At 64.6% G+C, this 14,376-nt stretch carries 10 protein-coding genes; 9 read left to right on the top strand and 1 reads right to left on the bottom strand.

Annotated features, from left to right (window positions below; translation table 11 throughout):
- Window positions 1-332: 332 nt before the first annotated feature.
- From QME84_10915 to QME84_10875, 9 genes are all read left to right on the top strand, one after another.
- Window positions 333-1,328 carry a formate dehydrogenase accessory protein FdhE gene (locus QME84_10915; protein MDI6874774.1) on the top strand — a complete coding sequence of 332 codons (996 nt, stop codon included), beginning with the start codon at window positions 333-335 and terminating at the stop codon, window positions 1,326-1,328.
- Window positions 1,329-1,766: 438 nt separating this feature from the next.
- Window positions 1,767-2,339, top strand: coding sequence for a twin-arginine translocation signal domain-containing protein (locus QME84_10910; GenBank protein MDI6874773.1), 573 nt, complete (start codon window positions 1,767-1,769; stop codon window positions 2,337-2,339).
- Between the two features lie 48 nt (window positions 2,340-2,387).
- A complete protein-coding gene (locus QME84_10905; GenBank protein MDI6874772.1) occupies window positions 2,388-5,246 on the top strand; it encodes a molybdopterin-dependent oxidoreductase in 2,859 nt (952 codons plus the stop codon).
- A gap of 1 nt (window position 5,247) precedes the next feature.
- Window positions 5,248-6,165 carry a 4Fe-4S dicluster domain-containing protein gene (locus QME84_10900; GenBank protein ID MDI6874771.1) on the top strand — a complete coding sequence of 306 codons (918 nt, stop codon included), beginning with the start codon at window positions 5,248-5,250 and terminating at the stop codon, window positions 6,163-6,165.
- A 1-nt stretch (window position 6,166) separates the two neighbouring features.
- Window positions 6,167-7,486, top strand: a complete 1,320-nt coding sequence (gene rsxC, locus QME84_10895) for an electron transport complex subunit RsxC (GenBank protein ID MDI6874770.1) — start codon at window positions 6,167-6,169, stop codon at window positions 7,484-7,486.
- A 15-nt stretch (window positions 7,487-7,501) separates the two neighbouring features.
- A complete protein-coding gene (locus QME84_10890; protein MDI6874769.1) occupies window positions 7,502-8,446 on the top strand; it encodes an RnfABCDGE type electron transport complex subunit D in 945 nt (314 codons plus the stop codon).
- A 420-nt stretch (window positions 8,447-8,866) separates the two neighbouring features.
- Window positions 8,867-11,290 carry an HAD-IC family P-type ATPase gene (locus tag QME84_10885; GenBank protein ID MDI6874768.1) on the top strand — a complete coding sequence of 808 codons (2,424 nt, stop codon included), beginning with the start codon at window positions 8,867-8,869 and terminating at the stop codon, window positions 11,288-11,290.
- A 67-nt stretch (window positions 11,291-11,357) separates the two neighbouring features.
- Complete coding sequence (locus tag QME84_10880; protein ID MDI6874767.1) at window positions 11,358-12,464, top strand: FAD:protein FMN transferase; 1,107 nt, start codon at window positions 11,358-11,360, stop codon at window positions 12,462-12,464.
- Between the two features lie 21 nt (window positions 12,465-12,485).
- A complete protein-coding gene (locus tag QME84_10875) occupies window positions 12,486-13,340 on the top strand; it encodes a Sir2 family NAD-dependent protein deacetylase (GenBank protein ID MDI6874766.1) in 855 nt (284 codons plus the stop codon).
- On the opposite strand, the gene QME84_10870 is transcribed toward QME84_10875, so the two are convergent.
- The gene (locus tag QME84_10870) at window positions 13,322-14,254 is read right to left on the bottom strand and encodes a selenium metabolism-associated LysR family transcriptional regulator (protein MDI6874765.1); all 933 of its coding nucleotides are present in this window, start codon (window positions 14,252-14,254) and stop codon (window positions 13,322-13,324) included. The two genes, QME84_10875 and QME84_10870, sit on opposite strands and share 19 nt — an antisense overlap.
- Between the last annotated feature and the right edge of the window lie 122 nt (window positions 14,255-14,376).

The following is a 14,376-nucleotide window of genomic DNA, read 5'->3' as shown; positions in this document are numbered from 1 at the left end:
ATGAAAAGCTGGGAAAGGAACGCACGTGCGGGCCTTGTGCATCTTCACGGATTTCCAGACTATTCGAGGCCGGGGTGGGAAAGGTCACCACTCCCGGCGGGCAGCCAGGAATTCATAGGTTGAGATCCGGGCCCTCGGTATCCAGGTGGAATGGGTTGCGGACGCAAGGGCAGAGTCACGGCACGCGGCCGATGAGCGCCGGACGAGACGGATAAGGGATCGAGTCCCCGGGGATGATGCCGACTTCGCCTGTGGGGAGTGAACGGCAGACAATATTCCTGTTAATTGTACCGGGTCCCTTTCTGGTATGATTATTCCGCCCGCGGTGCGGCATGGACCGAAACGGGAAGGGCCGCGCTATTCGAGGGGCTCGGGTTGAAGGCCCGGGTTACGGGTGGACGCACGTCCGCCGGTTATCGAGGAGGTGGGTTACCATAGGCGATTTCAACCTCAAGCAGCGCCGCATAAACAAGAGCCTGGTAAACCGGAAGGCCAGGGAGTATGTGGAAAAGAATCCCAGGCTGAAGGGGATAACGGACCTGTACCGCGAGGTCTTCTCCGTGCAGCGCCGTCTTTCTCGGCGCATCCCGGATCGCCTGCCCCACATCGAGGGCGCGGAGGTGTCCTTCCGCCTGGAGGAAGGGAGGCTGCTCTTGGAACCAGAGGAGATGGAGATAGACCTCTCCCTTCTGGTGGGGATGATCAGGGAGATAGGGGAGGCGCTGATAAAGAAGGGCGATAAGGAGCCGGCGGACCTGAGGACTTTCCTCGAGGAAGAGCTCACAGAGGAGCTGGCCCGCGAGCTGGTCGAGGCCTGCCTGGCCGGTGACGAGGAGAGGTTCAACTCCCTGGCGGAGGGGAAGGCGGCGGAACCGGAACTGATTTACCTCCTCCTGCACCTCACCCTAGCTCCCTTCTACTGGAAGGCGGCCGCCTCCCTGGCCCGGCAAGCGGACCTGGACCAGGTGGCCAGGGGGACCTGTCCCGTGTGCGGGGACCTCCCCCTGATGGGTTTCCTGCGCTCCGAGGACGGACTGCGGGTGCTGGAGTGCTCCCGTTGCGGGGCACGCTGGGGGTTCCCCCGGATGATGTGTCCCTTCTGCATGACCACCGACCAGGAGAAGCTGCGGTATATATATCTGGAGGACGATCCCCACCACCGGGCTTACCTGTGCGACAACTGCCGGAAGTATATAAAGATAACCTCGGGATACACGGGTAAGGACGAGGAACTGGTGCTGCCCCTCGAGGACCTGGCCACCGCCCGGCTGGACTTGGCGGCGGAGGAGAAGGGGTACCAACGGGGGTGCCGGACGGTTTTTTCCTGAGCCAGCGTCCTCAAGGGCGTGAAGGCCATTCTTCGGGTCGACCGGGGAGGGCGGCTCAAGGCCGTGGGATACTCGCTGGACCCGGACGCGCGGGTTTTAGGTCGCCGCAGGGGAGAAGTACCGCGGTTAACGCGCTTGAACGCCGGGCTGGGGGGAATCGAGGCCGGGCTCACGTTAAGATGGCGGGTAAAGAGGACTTTTCGGGTACGAGTTGCGTTTTAGTGAAAAAATGGTAGTATAATGGCGGCGATTTTCGGGAAGGCGGACCTTGACATCCTGTAGTGGAAAAAGCGCTTAAAAAGGCGAGGCCTGGTATAGTGAGTCAGCCTCTGGTAATCCCGATTGTAGTAGGGAGAGGCTTTGCGCATAAAAGGGAACGAATTGGCGAATGAAACGAGAGAAAGTGCAGGAGTCGACCTAGGAAAGTGGGGGGAGAGTATGGAACTTTCTCGCAGAAGTTTCCTCAAGCTGTCGGGCGCCGGGATAGGCGTCACGGCCCTCGCCCAACTCGGTTTCACCACCCCTGCCTACGCCGCCGGCGATGAGCTTCGCATCCGCGAGGCAAGGGAAAGCACCACGGTATGCCCGTACTGCTCCGTGGGATGCTCCGCCATCGTCAGCGTGCAGGACGGGAAGGTGGTGAATATCGAGGGGCTCCCCGACAGCCCCATCAACCGGGGCAGCCTCTGCTCCAAGGGACAGTCCATCATCCAGGTGGCCAACAACGAGAGGCGTTTGAAGAAGGTCCTCTACCGCGCGCCGGGGGCCACGGACTGGGAGGAGAGGACCTGGGAGGAGGCCATCCCGGCCATCGCCCGTCTCATCAAGGACACTCGCGACGCCACCTTCGTGGAGACCGACGAGGTGGACGGACAGAAGGTGACCGCCAATCGCTGCGAGGGCATCGCCCAGCTGGGTGGGGCGGCCCTGGACAATGAGGAGTGCTATCTGGCCGCCAAGTTCGCGCGTTCCCTCGGCCTGGTGTATATAGAACACCAGGCCCGCATATGACACTCGGCCACAGTCGCCGGTCTCGGCGGCACGTACGGCCGGGGGGCCATGACCAATCACTACGTGGACCTCAAGAACGCGGACGTCTTCATAATCTGCGGCGCCAACCCCAGCGAGAACCATCCCGTCTCCTGGAAGTGGCTGGAGAAAGCCAGGGAGGAGAGGGGCGCCAAGATCATCGTGGTGGATCCCAGGTTCACCCGCTCCGCCGCCCGTGCCGATCTCTTCTCCTTCATCCGGCCGGGCACCGATATCGCCTTCTTCAACGCTCTCATCAAGTACGCCATCGATAAGAACTACATCAACTGGGAGTACGTCCAGAACTACACCAACGCCCCCATCCTGGTTGATCCGGACTTCAAGGGGCCCTGGGAGCTGGACGGATACTTCAGCGGCTACGACAAGGAGAAGAAGAAGTACAATCCCGACCCCAAGGTCAATAAGTGGACCTACCAAACCGATCCCGCTACCGGGGAGCCCAAGCGCGTGCAGCTCATCCCCATTGCCGAGGACCCTGCCTTCCCCGGAAGGGGAGTGCCCATCGGACCCAAGGACAGCAACGGGAACTACATCCCCGTGGAATGGGAGCTCATCAAGGCGGGAAGGTTCGACGAGATGCAGCCTACGGTCTTCGCCAAGCTGGCCAAGCACGTCTCGCGCTACACCTATGAGGGCCCGGACAGCGTGGTGGCCAAGGTCTGCGGCATGGACCCGGACAAGTTCAAGGAGATCGCGGAGACCTATGTGGGTATTACCCACAAGCGGGAGAAAACCGGCAACCTCATGTACGCCATGGGGCTCACCCAGTTCACCTTCGGGACGGAGAAGATACGCGCCTTCGCCATCCTGCAGGCGCTGCTGGGGAACACCGGGATGCCCGGAGGGGGAATCAACGCCCTTCGCGGCGAGTCCAACGTACAGGGATCGACGGACTTCGGGCTGCTAAGCCACATACTTCCCGGCTACATCTCGGTTCCCAACTCCACCGATCATCCCACCTTGGACAAGTACCTGGAAAAATTGACTCCCAAGGTGGGTATCTGGACTTGGACGCCCCGTTTCGTCAAGAGCTACCTCATGGCTTACTACGGCCCCTACGCCAAGAAGAACGGGCTGGACAAGGCCTATGACCTGCATCCCAAGGTCAAGAAGGGCAAGAACTACACCCACATCGCCCTCTTCGAGGACATGTACGCCGGGGTTATCAAGGGCCTCATCGCCTGGGGTCAGAACCCAGTGGTGGGCGGGGCCTGCTCCAACCTGGAGGCCGCGGCCATGGACAAGCTGGACTGGTTCGTTGCCGTGGACCTGTGGGAGACGGAATCCATGAACTTCTGGCGCCGCCCCGGCGTGGAGCCCAAGGACATCAAGACCGAAGTATGGGTGCTGCCCGCCGCTTCCTCGGTGGAGAAGAGTGGGGTGGTGACCAACTCCGGTCGCCTGGCCCAGTACCGCTGGAAGGCGGTGGAACCCCCCGGCGACGCCAAGTCCGACGCCTGGATAATGCACCAGCTCATGAAGGCCTTGAAGGACCTCTACGAGGCGGAGGGCGGCAAGAACAAGGAGGCCATCACCGAGCTCTTCTGGGCTTACGAGGAAGACGAGCACGGCGATCCCAACCTGGACCAGGTGCAGCTGGAGATCAGCGGGTTCACCTGGCCGGAAGGGGAATTCTCCTGGGAGGCGGCCTTCAAGAAGCCGGTCTTCAGCTTCGCCAACCTCAAGGACGATGGCTCCACCGTCAGCGGCACGTGGATCTACTGCGGGCAGTGGGCTAGCGACGCGGATATAGAGAACGCGGCCAAGATCCTGGGCATTGAGGGACAGCTCCCCAAGGGGGAGGACGGAAAGACCAAGATCCCCCGGGACAAGCAGGTCATGGAGTGGAACGGCATCCCCTTCAACAAGGCGCAGTGGCACTTCCAGAAGACACCGGTGTACTGGCTGGGGAAAGACGGCCAGACCATCTACACCGAGAACCCGCCATCCGACGCCAAGATGATCGATCTGGGAGTCAATCCCAACTGGGCCTGGGTCTGGCCTCTGAACCGTCGCATCCTCTACAACCGCAACTCCGTGGACTGGTCAGGCAAGCCCTTCGCCCCGGACAAGGCCCTCTTCACCTTCAAGGACGACGAGACACTGGGGATGAAGAACGACGTGCCCGACTTCTATACCCAGCCTAGCTCCGACCCGGCCTTCCCGGCCGAGCTCAGGGGGAAGGCCACCATGAGGACCCGTTCCGGTGCCACCTCCTTCTTCATGAACCGGGAGCCGGGTGCCTTGGTGGCGCGCCTCTTCTCCAACTCCATGGCGGAGGGCCCCTTCCCCGAGCACTACGAGCCGCGGGAAAGCCCGGTCAGGAACATGCTCTCCTCGGTACAGAACAACCCGGCGGCGGTGCTCGAGTGGCCCTCGGCCAAGAACGAGCCCGAGAAGTGGGGCTTCGCCGAGGTGGGGGACGAGCGCTACCCCTACGTGTGCACCACCTACCGGGTGACCGAGCACTGGCAGGCGGGGCAGATGACCCGCAACAATTCCTGGCTGGGCGAGGCCATGCCGGAGAACTTCGTCGAGATCTCCAAGGAGCTGGCCGACGAGCTGGGGATCAAGAGCGGCGACCTGGTTGAGGTGGAGAGCAAGCGCGGCAAGGTGCAGGGCGTTGCCGTGGTCACCGTGCGCCTGAAGCCCCTGGAGATCGGGGACAACGGCACAACCAGGAAGATCCACATAGTGGGATTAACCTGGCATTATGGGTTCGTTGGCCTCTTCCCGGGCGGCCCGGAGCGCAACGGGTTCTCCAAGAAGAACTACGCCGCCAACCAGCTGACGCCGCACGTGGGAGACGCCAACACCACCATCCCCGAATCCAAGGCTTTCCTGGTGAACCTAAGGAAGGTGAAGTAAAATGGCTAACCCGACGGACAAGGCCATCCTCTTCGACGCCAGCAAGTGCACGGGATGCCGGGCCTGCCAGGTAGCCTGCAAGAACTGGAACCAGCGGGGGTACACGGAGACCCACAACGAGGGCACCTACGAGAATCCCCGCCAGCTCACCGCGCAGTGCTGGATGCGCATCCTCTTCAACGAGCCCGAAGAGCGTCCGAAGAGCGACGACGAGATCTACTGGTACTTCACCAAGTACCAGTGCATGCACTGCACCGACGCCACCTGCGTCAAGGTGTGCCCCAGCGGGGCCACCAAGAAGCATAAGGTGACCGATGGGGACACCGAGGCCTACGTGGTAAAGACCGACCCCAAGCAGTGCATCGGCTGCAACTACTGCGTGGCCACTTGCCCCTTCCAGGCCTGCCGCTACGACGAGAAGGAAAAGGGGATCTTCCGGTGCGTCATGTGCCTGGACCGTATAAGCCAGGATCCGGAGGCTTTTCCTGAGCCTGAGCAAGCCTCACCGGACATGAAGAACGCCAAGGACCCTTACCCCACCCGCAACCGCCCCGCCTGCGTGCAGACCTGCACCTCCGGGGCTCTCTCCTTCGGCACCCGCGAAGAGATGCTGGAGCTGGCCAGGAAGCGGGTGGAATATCTGAAGGGCCGGGGCAAGGACAAGGCCCAGGTCTACGGGGAGAACGAGCTGGGCGGTCTCCATTACATCTACGTGCTCGAGGATACCCCCGATAAGTACGGCCTGCCGGAGAAGCCCACGGTACCAGCCGGCGTGACCGTCTGGGAGACCCTGGTGAAACCGGGCGCTCCCTGGGGCGGCCTGGCCCTGGTAGGCCTGGTGGCCGCGGCGGGAGTCGGTTACGTGATCAACAAGCGCAACGAAGGATTGGAGCGCCAGGCACAGGGAGGGGGTGAGTGACATGGCGGAGCTCAAGACCTTCCAGGGAGGTATCCATCCCCCCTACAACAAGGAGCTGGCCTCGGGCAAGGCCATCAAGCCGGCCCCCATCCCCTCCGAGGTGGTCATCCACCTACAGCAGCACGTGGGGGCCCCCTGCGAGCCCTTGGTCAAGGAGGGAGACCGGGTGGAGGTAGGCCAGAAGATAGGCGAAGCCCAGGCCTTCGTCTCCGCCCCGGTGCACGCCTCGGTATCCGGCGTGGTCAAGGCCATAACCGAGGTCCCCAACTTCACTGGGGCCAAGGTGAGGAGTGTGGTCATCACCCCCGACGCCACGCAGCCCGAGTTCCAGAAGAAGCCCGGCAAGGACTTGGAGTCCCTCACCGCGGAGGAGATCCGGGAGATAGCCAAGGAGGCCGGGCTGGTGGGCATGGGCGGGGCCGCTTTCCCCACCCACGTGAAGATCACCCCTCCCTCCGACAAGCCCATCGACACGGTGATCATCAACGCCTGCGAGTGCGAGCCCTTCCTCACCTGCGACCACCGCCTCCTGCTGGAGCGCACCGACGACCTCATCGCCGGCGCCCGCCTGCTCAAGACGGCGGTGGGGGCCTCACGGGTGATCATCGGGGTGGAGGCCAACAAGATGGACGCCGTGGACGCCCTGCGCTCCCGCGCCTCCTCCTACCGCGACGTGGAAGTGGAGGTGCTGGAGGTCAAGTACCCGGAGGGGGCGGAGAAGATGCTCATCTTCGCCCTCACGGGAAGGAAGGTCCCCCCGGGCAAGCTCCCCTCCGAGGTGGGCTGCCTGGTGCAGAACGTGGGCACGGCGGTGGCCCTCTACGAGGCGGCGGCCTGGGGCAAGCCCCTCTACGAGCGGGTGGTCACCGTCACCGGCCCCGGGGTGCGGGAGCCCGCCAACCTCCTGGCCCGAGTGGGCACCCCCGTATCCGTCCTCTTGGAGGCCTGCGGTGGCCTGGTGGGCAACCCGGTGAAGCTGATCATGGGCGGCCCCATGACCGGTTGGACCCAGCCGGACGCCAAGACCCCGGTGGTCAAGGGAACCTCGGGGGTGGTGGTCCTCACCTCCGAGATGGTGGACCTGGGAGAGGAGTCGGAGTGCGTCCGCTGCGGCAAGTGCGTGGAGGTCTGCCCCATGTTCCTCTCCCCCAACTTCATCGTCCAGTCGACGAAGCGGGGGCAGTGGGACCGGGCGGAGATGTGGGGAGCCCTGGACTGCTTCGAGTGCGGGTGCTGCTCCTACCAGTGCCCCGCCTACATCCCCCACGTGCAGTACGTGCGCAAGGCCAAGGCCGAGATCGCGGCCCGGAAGAAGAAGTAGAGGAGGCGATGGGAAATGGCATTGGATAACCTGGTCATCACCCCGCCCCCGCACCTGAGGAGCAAGGAACAGACGGCGGTCGCCATGCGCGACGTGCTCATAGCCCTGGCGCCCATAACCATCGCCGCGCTGGTGGCTTTCACCTACAACGCCCTGTTCAACATCGCGGTATGCGTGGGGTCGGCCATGTTCTTCGAGCTGGTGGCCCGCAAGGTGAGGAAAAAGAAGGTCACCCTTTCGGACGGGAGCGCCGCGGTGACCGGCCTGCTGCTGGCCCTGCTTCTCCCGCCCAAGATACACTGGCTGAACATGATCATCGCCTCCTTCGTGGCCGTGGTTATCGTCAAGGAGCTCATGGGAGGCCTGGGCCGGAACATCTTCAACCCCGCCCTCTTCGGGTTCGTGTTCATCCTCATCGGTTCCGGGTTCCTGGCCAGCTGGACCGGGCATCTGGGATTCCTGCCCGGGGGCTTCGACGGGGTGCAGGCGGCCACCCCGGTGGCCTACATCAAGCACGGGCTGGAGGGCGCGCCCTCCTACGCGGCCCTTCTCTTCGCCAACTACGGCGGGGCCATCTCCGAGGTGGGCTGCTTTTGGATCCTTCTGGGAGGCGCCTACCTAATCTACCGCAAGGTCATCAACTGGGTGATCCCGGTGACCATCCTGGCCACCGTGTTCATCCTAGCCTACATCCTGGGCTCCGACGGGCTCTACCAGATACTGGCGGGTGGAGTGATGCTGGGAGCCTTCTTCATGGCCACCGACTGGGTGACCAGTCCCATGTACCGGTGGGGACAGGCGGTGTTCGGCCTGATCATCGGGATCTGCATCGTGCTCATCCGCCTCTACGGGGGGCCCTCCGGGGCGGTGGCCTATTCCATCCTCATCGGCAACGCCTTCGTCCCCCTGCTGGACAGGGCGTTCAAGCCCAGGAAGTTCGGAGAGGTGGTCGCCGCCTGAAGAACGCGGGGCCCATGATCCAAACGCCGCTGGGGGCCGGGTTCCGCCCGGCCCCTTTCTCATGATCCGGGTGCCTTTTCCGCGGGGATTCCTTTCAGGACGGACCTCGAGGCGGAAAAAGGCTTTTACGCCTCCCAACCATCTTTTTTCCGGGAAGCTCGAGTCTTTGCCTGACGGGCAAACGGTTCCCCCGATGGTATCAATTACCAGGATATCGAAAACGGGACAGGGCGCGGTTTTCGATGGTCCGAGGGCCGATGGATGGGGATTTGAGTTATCATGACCTATATCAATCAGCCGATTATCCGCGACCGGAAGTCCGAAGGACCCGGAAAGTGATGGAAGGGAAGGGAGACAAGGAGGCCGTTACCCACGCGGTGAGCGCTGGGCGGCTTCCGGGGCCCGGGGGGAGGAAATAAGATGAGTGACATGTATACCTTGACCGCTCCTCCTTCCGACCTGGAAGAGCTCGGACCGGATTATCCCCGGACTGGCCTCCGGGAGGACCAGGTCCGGGAGAGGGTGGAGAGGGGACTCACCAACCGGGTGAGGGAGAAGAGCAGTCGGTCCCTGGCACACATCATCCGGGCCAATGTTTTCAACCGCTTCAACGCCCTCCTGGGCGCCCTGGCGGTAATCGTCCTGGTGCTCGATTCCCCCCGCGACGCCCTCTTCGGACTGGTGCTGGTCTTCAACACCCTCATCGGCATCGTCCAGGAGTGGCGGGCCAAGAGGACCCTGGACCGGCTCTACATCCTGACCGCTCCCCGCGCCCGGGTGGTGAGGGAGGGGGAGGTCAGGGATATCCCCAGGGAGGAGATCGTCCTCGACGACCTGGTCGAGGTCGGTCCCGGAGACCAGATTCTGGTGGACGGGTCGGTGGTGATTTCCCAGGGGCTGGAGGTGGACGAATCCCTCCTCACGGGCGAGTCGGTGCCGGTTCTCAAGGGGCCGGGTGACGGCGTTTGGTCGGGGAGTTTCGTGTCCGGGGGAAGGGGAAAGTTCCGGGCCACGGCGGTGGGGGGAGAGGTCTACGCCCAGAAACTGGCCTTCCAGGCCAGGCGCTTCACGCTGGTGTCCTCGGACCTCAGGAAAGCGGCGGACACCATCCTGCGTTACATCACCTGGATAATGATCCCCGTCGCGCTGGTCTTCGTCTCCGGCCAGTTGCTGACCCACTTCTCCCTGCGGGAGGCGGTCATCGCTTCCGTGGCCGGACTGGTGGGCATGGTGCCGGAGGGGCTGATACTGCTCACCAGCATCGTCTTCGCCGCAAGCGCCGTGATGCTCGCCCGGCGCAACGTGCTGGTCCAGGAGCTTCCCGCCGTGGAAGGGCTGGCCAGGGTGGACGTGGTCTGCCTGGACAAGACGGGGACCTTGACTGAGGGCACCCTGGACCTGCAGGAGGTGCGCTTCCTCGACGATCGGTTGGAGGCGCGGGAGGCGCTGGGGGCGTTGGTCCGGGCTTTGCCGGACCACAACGCCACCCTTTCCGCCCTCGCCGAGGCTTCCCCCAAGGCGGGGGGATGGGAAGTGGCCGGCGTGGTCCCCTTCTCCTCGGCGCGCAAGTGGAGCGCGGTGGAGTTCCGGGAGCGGGGGACCTGGGTGCTGGGCGCGCCGGAGATCCTCCTTGCCGCGGCCGCTCCCGGTTGCGGGGGCGGCGAGCGGGAGATTTCCGCGGTGGTGGAGGAACTGGCGAATAGGGGCCTGAGGGTGCTGATGCTGGCGCAGGCGGACGGGCAGCTGAGCGAGGGCGCGTCCCTTCCCGCCCGCCTTCGCCCCGCGGCTATCCTCGCCCTCATGGAGAAGGTGCGCCCGGACGCGCCGCAGACCCTGGCCTATTTCCGTGAGCAGGGGGTTAGGATAAAAGTGATCTCCGGGGACAACCCGCGCACGGTAGCCAGCATAGCCTCGCGGGTAGGAGTTCCGGAGGCGGAGGAGCCCGTGGACGCGAGGAACCTCCCCCCCGGCGGCGAGGAGATGGCCGCGGTCCTGGAGGAGAGGGCGGTCTTCGGCAGGGTGGTGCCGGAACAGAAGCGGGATATGGTCCGGGCCCTGCAGGGCCGGGGCCACGTAGTGGCCATGACCGGGGATGGGGTGAACGACACCCTGGCCTTGAAGGAGGCGGACCTGGGCATAGCCATGGGATCGGGAGCTCCCTCAACCAAGGCGGTAGCCCAGCTGGTGCTCCTGGACGGGAGGTTCTCCACCCTTCCCGGGGTAGTGGCCGAGGGCCGCAGGGTAATGGCCAACATGGAGAGGGTGGCCAATCTCTTCCTCACCAAGACCGTGTACGTGGCCCTGCTGGCCCTGGTGATTTCCCTGGCCCGGTGGCCCTTCCCCCTGCTCCCAAGGCATATCACCTTGGTGGGTTCCCTGACCATCGGCATACCCGCTTTCATCCTCTCCTTCACCCCCAGCCGGCGGCGCTACCGGCCTGGCCTCCTGCGGCGGGTGATGCTCTTCTCCTTCCCCGCGGGAGTCATCGCCACCTCCGCAACCTTCATGGCCGTGGCCATGGCCCATTCAAACCGGATTCCGGACGGTGAGGTAAGGACCACGGCGGTCATCGTCCTCACCTGCGTGGGGCTGTCGGTGCTGGCGCACCTCTCCCGGCCCCTCTTAACCTGGAAGGGCGGGCTCACCGCCATCATGGGGGGTGCCTTCGCCGGCATTATGCTCCTGCCCTGGTTCCGGGCCTTCTTCCAGCTCTTCATGCCCTCCATTCCCGTCCTCCTCCAGGCCTTGGGCATCGCCGCCGTCCACGTGCTGCTCCTGGAGCTGGCGGTGAGGTACGTGGAACGGAGGGCCCCGGGCGGTCTCATGGCTGTTTCCGACGGCTGAGGGGACGGTGCCCCGAAGAAGGATTCGCCCGGTCCTTGCGGCCCGCGGCTCTGATATACTACCGACCATGGAAGGAGAAGAGGATCTCGACCGGGAGAGCCTGGGGCGCAAGAACCGCCGCGACACCCTTATAGTGACCGCGGTCTTTCTGGTCCTGGTGGGAGCAGCCTTCCTCGGCGTGAGGCTCTTCAATCCCGGCTATTCGCGGGAGCCCTACCAGCGCACCATGTTCGTCCTCGACGATTACGTGACCATAACCGCCTACGGGAAGGACCAGGCCCGGGTGGAGGGAGCGGTGGACGAGGCCTTCCGGGAGCTCCAGCGCCTCCAGGGCGTGTTCGACCGTTACGACCCGGAGAGCGAACTGTACAGGCTTAACCGGGAGGCGGCGCGGGGACCGGTGGTCGTTTCCGAGGACCTCTGGAGGGTCATAACCACCGGAGTGGAGATTTACCGGGAATGCGGAGGTGCCTTCGATATCACCGTGGGTCCCCTGGTGGACCTCTGGGATGTCCTGGGCAGGGGAGCGAGGGGCGACCCGCCTCCCGGAGAGGAGGAAATAGCTGACGCCTTGAGCCTGGTGGGCACGAACCTGCTCGAGCTGGACGAGGCGGGCCGCACCGTCCGTTTCCTTAAGCCGGGCATGTCCCTGGACGTGGGAGGGCTGGCCAAGGGATACGCGCTGGACCGGGCGGCGGAGGTACTTCGCTCCCGGGGCATCCAGTCGGGATATATAAGCATGATAAGCACCGACCTTACCCTGGGAGAGAAGCCGGGAAGCGCCGGCGGGCCGCTGTGGCGGATCGGCATCCTCGATCCGCGGGGGGAGGATTACCTGGCTACCCTCCTTCTTTCCGGGGGAACTTACGTGAGCACCTCCGGTGATTACCAGCGCTTTTTCGAGTACGAGGGGATTCGCTATCACCATATACTCGACCCGCGCACCGGTTACCCGGCGAGGGGGGCGATCTCGGTGACCGTGGTGGGTGGGGAGGAAGGAGCCCGCTCCGATGCCCTGTCCACCGCCGTCTTCGTTATGGGTTACCCGGAGGGTTTGAGCTGGGCGGAGTCGCACGGCCTGGACTGCCTCCTTGTGGATTCCTCCGGGAGGGTTCACTCCACGAAGGGCATGGAGGGGTACCTGGAGGAAGTGAAGGAGGCCACGGGCCCCTGAGGTTTTTCTCTCCCTGATGTCATGGAGGAATATCTTTCGGCGCTGGGGGGACTGCTGGACGCCTCTCCATACACGGTGGCCTTCACCGGGGCGGGGGTCTCCGCCGAGAGCGGCATACCCACCTTCCGGGGGGATGAGGGGATCTGGAAGGAATATCCACCTGCCCTTTACGGCAACCTTCTCGGTCTCGCCCTGGCCTTCCTTTTCCGGCCCCGCAGGCTGGCCGGTCTGGCCTCCGGTATCCTGGATACCCTCCTGCGGGCCCGACCCAACCCCTGTCACCGGGTCCTGGCCCGCCTGGAGGAGGAAGGCCGCCTCCGCGCGGTCATTACCCAGAACATCGACGGCCTGCACCAGGCGGCGGGCAGCAGGCAGGTACTGGAGCTCCACGGCAACGCCTTCCGCCTGCGCTGCGTGAGGTGTGGAAGAAGGACGGAGGTGGAGCGGGAGAGGGCGTGGGGAGTGCTGGAGACCCTGCGCGAGGCGGGGAACAGGCGCCGGCTGCTGAAGTCCATGCGGGAATACACACTTCCCTGCGGGAGCTGCGGGGGCCGGACGCGGCCCGACGTGGTCCTCTTCGGAGAGGGACTTCCGCCGGCGGAGTTCAACCGCTCCCTGGAAGAGGCGGGCCGCTGCCGGCTCATGCTGGTGCTGGGGACCTCCGCGGTGGTCTATCCGGCGGCCATGATACCGCGGGTGGCGCTGGAAGGCGGCGCCAGGCTGGTGGTCGTCGATCCTTCCCGGACGGCGCTTACCTCCCAGGCGCACCTCCACATACCCCTGCCGGCAGGAAGTTTCTTCGCGCACTGGCTGAGAGGCCCGGACACACCCGGGCCGGGCGGCGCGGAGACGCAGCTTCAGTTCAAGGGACCGTAAAGGGAAGCCAGTTCATCCTCCAGTTCCGGGCGCATCTCCTCGATCAACTGCTCCAGGGCCTCCACCGCCGGCGTGGACGGCCTGCGCCGCAGGGTGACGTAGAAGAAGTCGCGCCTGAGGTCCGCCCCGGACAAGGACAGCACGCGGACCTTGCCCAGTCGTGAGTACGGCTCCACCGCCCACAGGGAGGAGACGGAGATTCCAGCCCCGGCGGCCACGGCCTGGATAACGGCCATGGTGCTTCCCAGCACCAGGCAGTCCAAGCCGGAGACGTCCAACCCCAGCTCGGATAGGATACGCAGCATGTGGGAGCGGGTCCCCGACCCCTCCTCCCTGAGGATGAGGGTTTCCCCGGCGAGGTCCTCCGCCGTTATGCGTTTTCGGGTGGCCAGGGGGTGATCGCCGGGGGCGATAAAGACCAGGCGGTCGGGGCAGAGCCTCCCGTACTCCATCCTCTCCTCGTCATCCCGGGAACCCACGCAGCCCAGGTCCACCTCCCCCGCCCTCACCAGGTCCAGGACCCCGCGGGTATCGGTGACCTCCAGGCGGGGTTCCACCAGGGAATAACGGAGGCGGTAACGGGAGAGCACGCGGGGCAGGATGTATTCCCCGGGGATATTGCTGGCGGCGATGTTCAGAATTCCACTGGGCTCGCCTCGCTTCCCCTCCATCTCGCGCGCCAGCTCCTCCTCCAACTTCAATATGCGCTGGGCATGCCTGAGCAGGACCCGGCCCGGCTCGGTCAGCCGGCAGCGGCCCAGGGAGCGGTCCACCAGGGTGCACCCGTATTCCTTCTCCAGGGAGCGGATGTGGAAGCTCACCGCGGGCTGGGTGAGCCCCAGGTTCCGGGCGGCGATGGAGAAACTACCCGTGCGGGCCACCTCCGCGAAGACGCGCAGGCTCCTGGTGTTCATGACGGACCTCCCTTGATGTGGCGGAAGACCCCATGGCGGCGGGAACAAGAAACGGCGGAGAAGCTCCCCGTGCGGGCCACCTCCGCGAAGACGCGCAGGCTCCTGGTGTTCATGACGGACCT

This window comes from Actinomycetota bacterium (assembly GCA_030019255.1).
GTDB lineage: Bacteria > Actinomycetota > Geothermincolia > Geothermincolales > RBG-13-55-18 > Solincola_A.
The sequence above is the reverse complement of the archived record's forward strand: the minus strand, read 5'-3'. Positions and strand labels throughout refer to the sequence as shown.

Excerpts from the sequence above, each read along its gene's own strand:
- QME84_10900 (MDI6874771.1), top strand. The coding sequence starts at position 5,248 with ATGGCTAACCCGACGGACAAGGCCATCCTCTTCGACGCCAGCAAGTGC.
- QME84_10890 (MDI6874769.1), top strand. The coding sequence starts at position 7,502 with ATGGCATTGGATAACCTGGTCATCACCCCGCCCCCGCACCTGAGGAGC.
- QME84_10910 (MDI6874773.1), top strand. The coding sequence starts at position 1,767 with ATGGAACTTTCTCGCAGAAGTTTCCTCAAGCTGTCGGGCGCCGGGATA.
- QME84_10870 (MDI6874765.1), bottom strand. The coding sequence starts at position 14,254 with ATGAACACCAGGAGCCTGCGCGTCTTCGCGGAGGTGGCCCGCACGGGT.
- QME84_10905 (MDI6874772.1), top strand. The coding sequence starts at position 2,388 with ATGACCAATCACTACGTGGACCTCAAGAACGCGGACGTCTTCATAATC.
- QME84_10885 (MDI6874768.1), top strand. The coding sequence starts at position 8,867 with ATGAGTGACATGTATACCTTGACCGCTCCTCCTTCCGACCTGGAAGAG.
- rsxC (MDI6874770.1), top strand. The coding sequence starts at position 6,167 with ATGGCGGAGCTCAAGACCTTCCAGGGAGGTATCCATCCCCCCTACAAC.
- QME84_10880 (MDI6874767.1), top strand. The coding sequence starts at position 11,358 with ATGGAAGGAGAAGAGGATCTCGACCGGGAGAGCCTGGGGCGCAAGAAC.
- QME84_10915 (MDI6874774.1), top strand. The coding sequence starts at position 333 with ATGGACCGAAACGGGAAGGGCCGCGCTATTCGAGGGGCTCGGGTTGAA.
- QME84_10875 (MDI6874766.1), top strand. The coding sequence starts at position 12,486 with ATGGAGGAATATCTTTCGGCGCTGGGGGGACTGCTGGACGCCTCTCCA.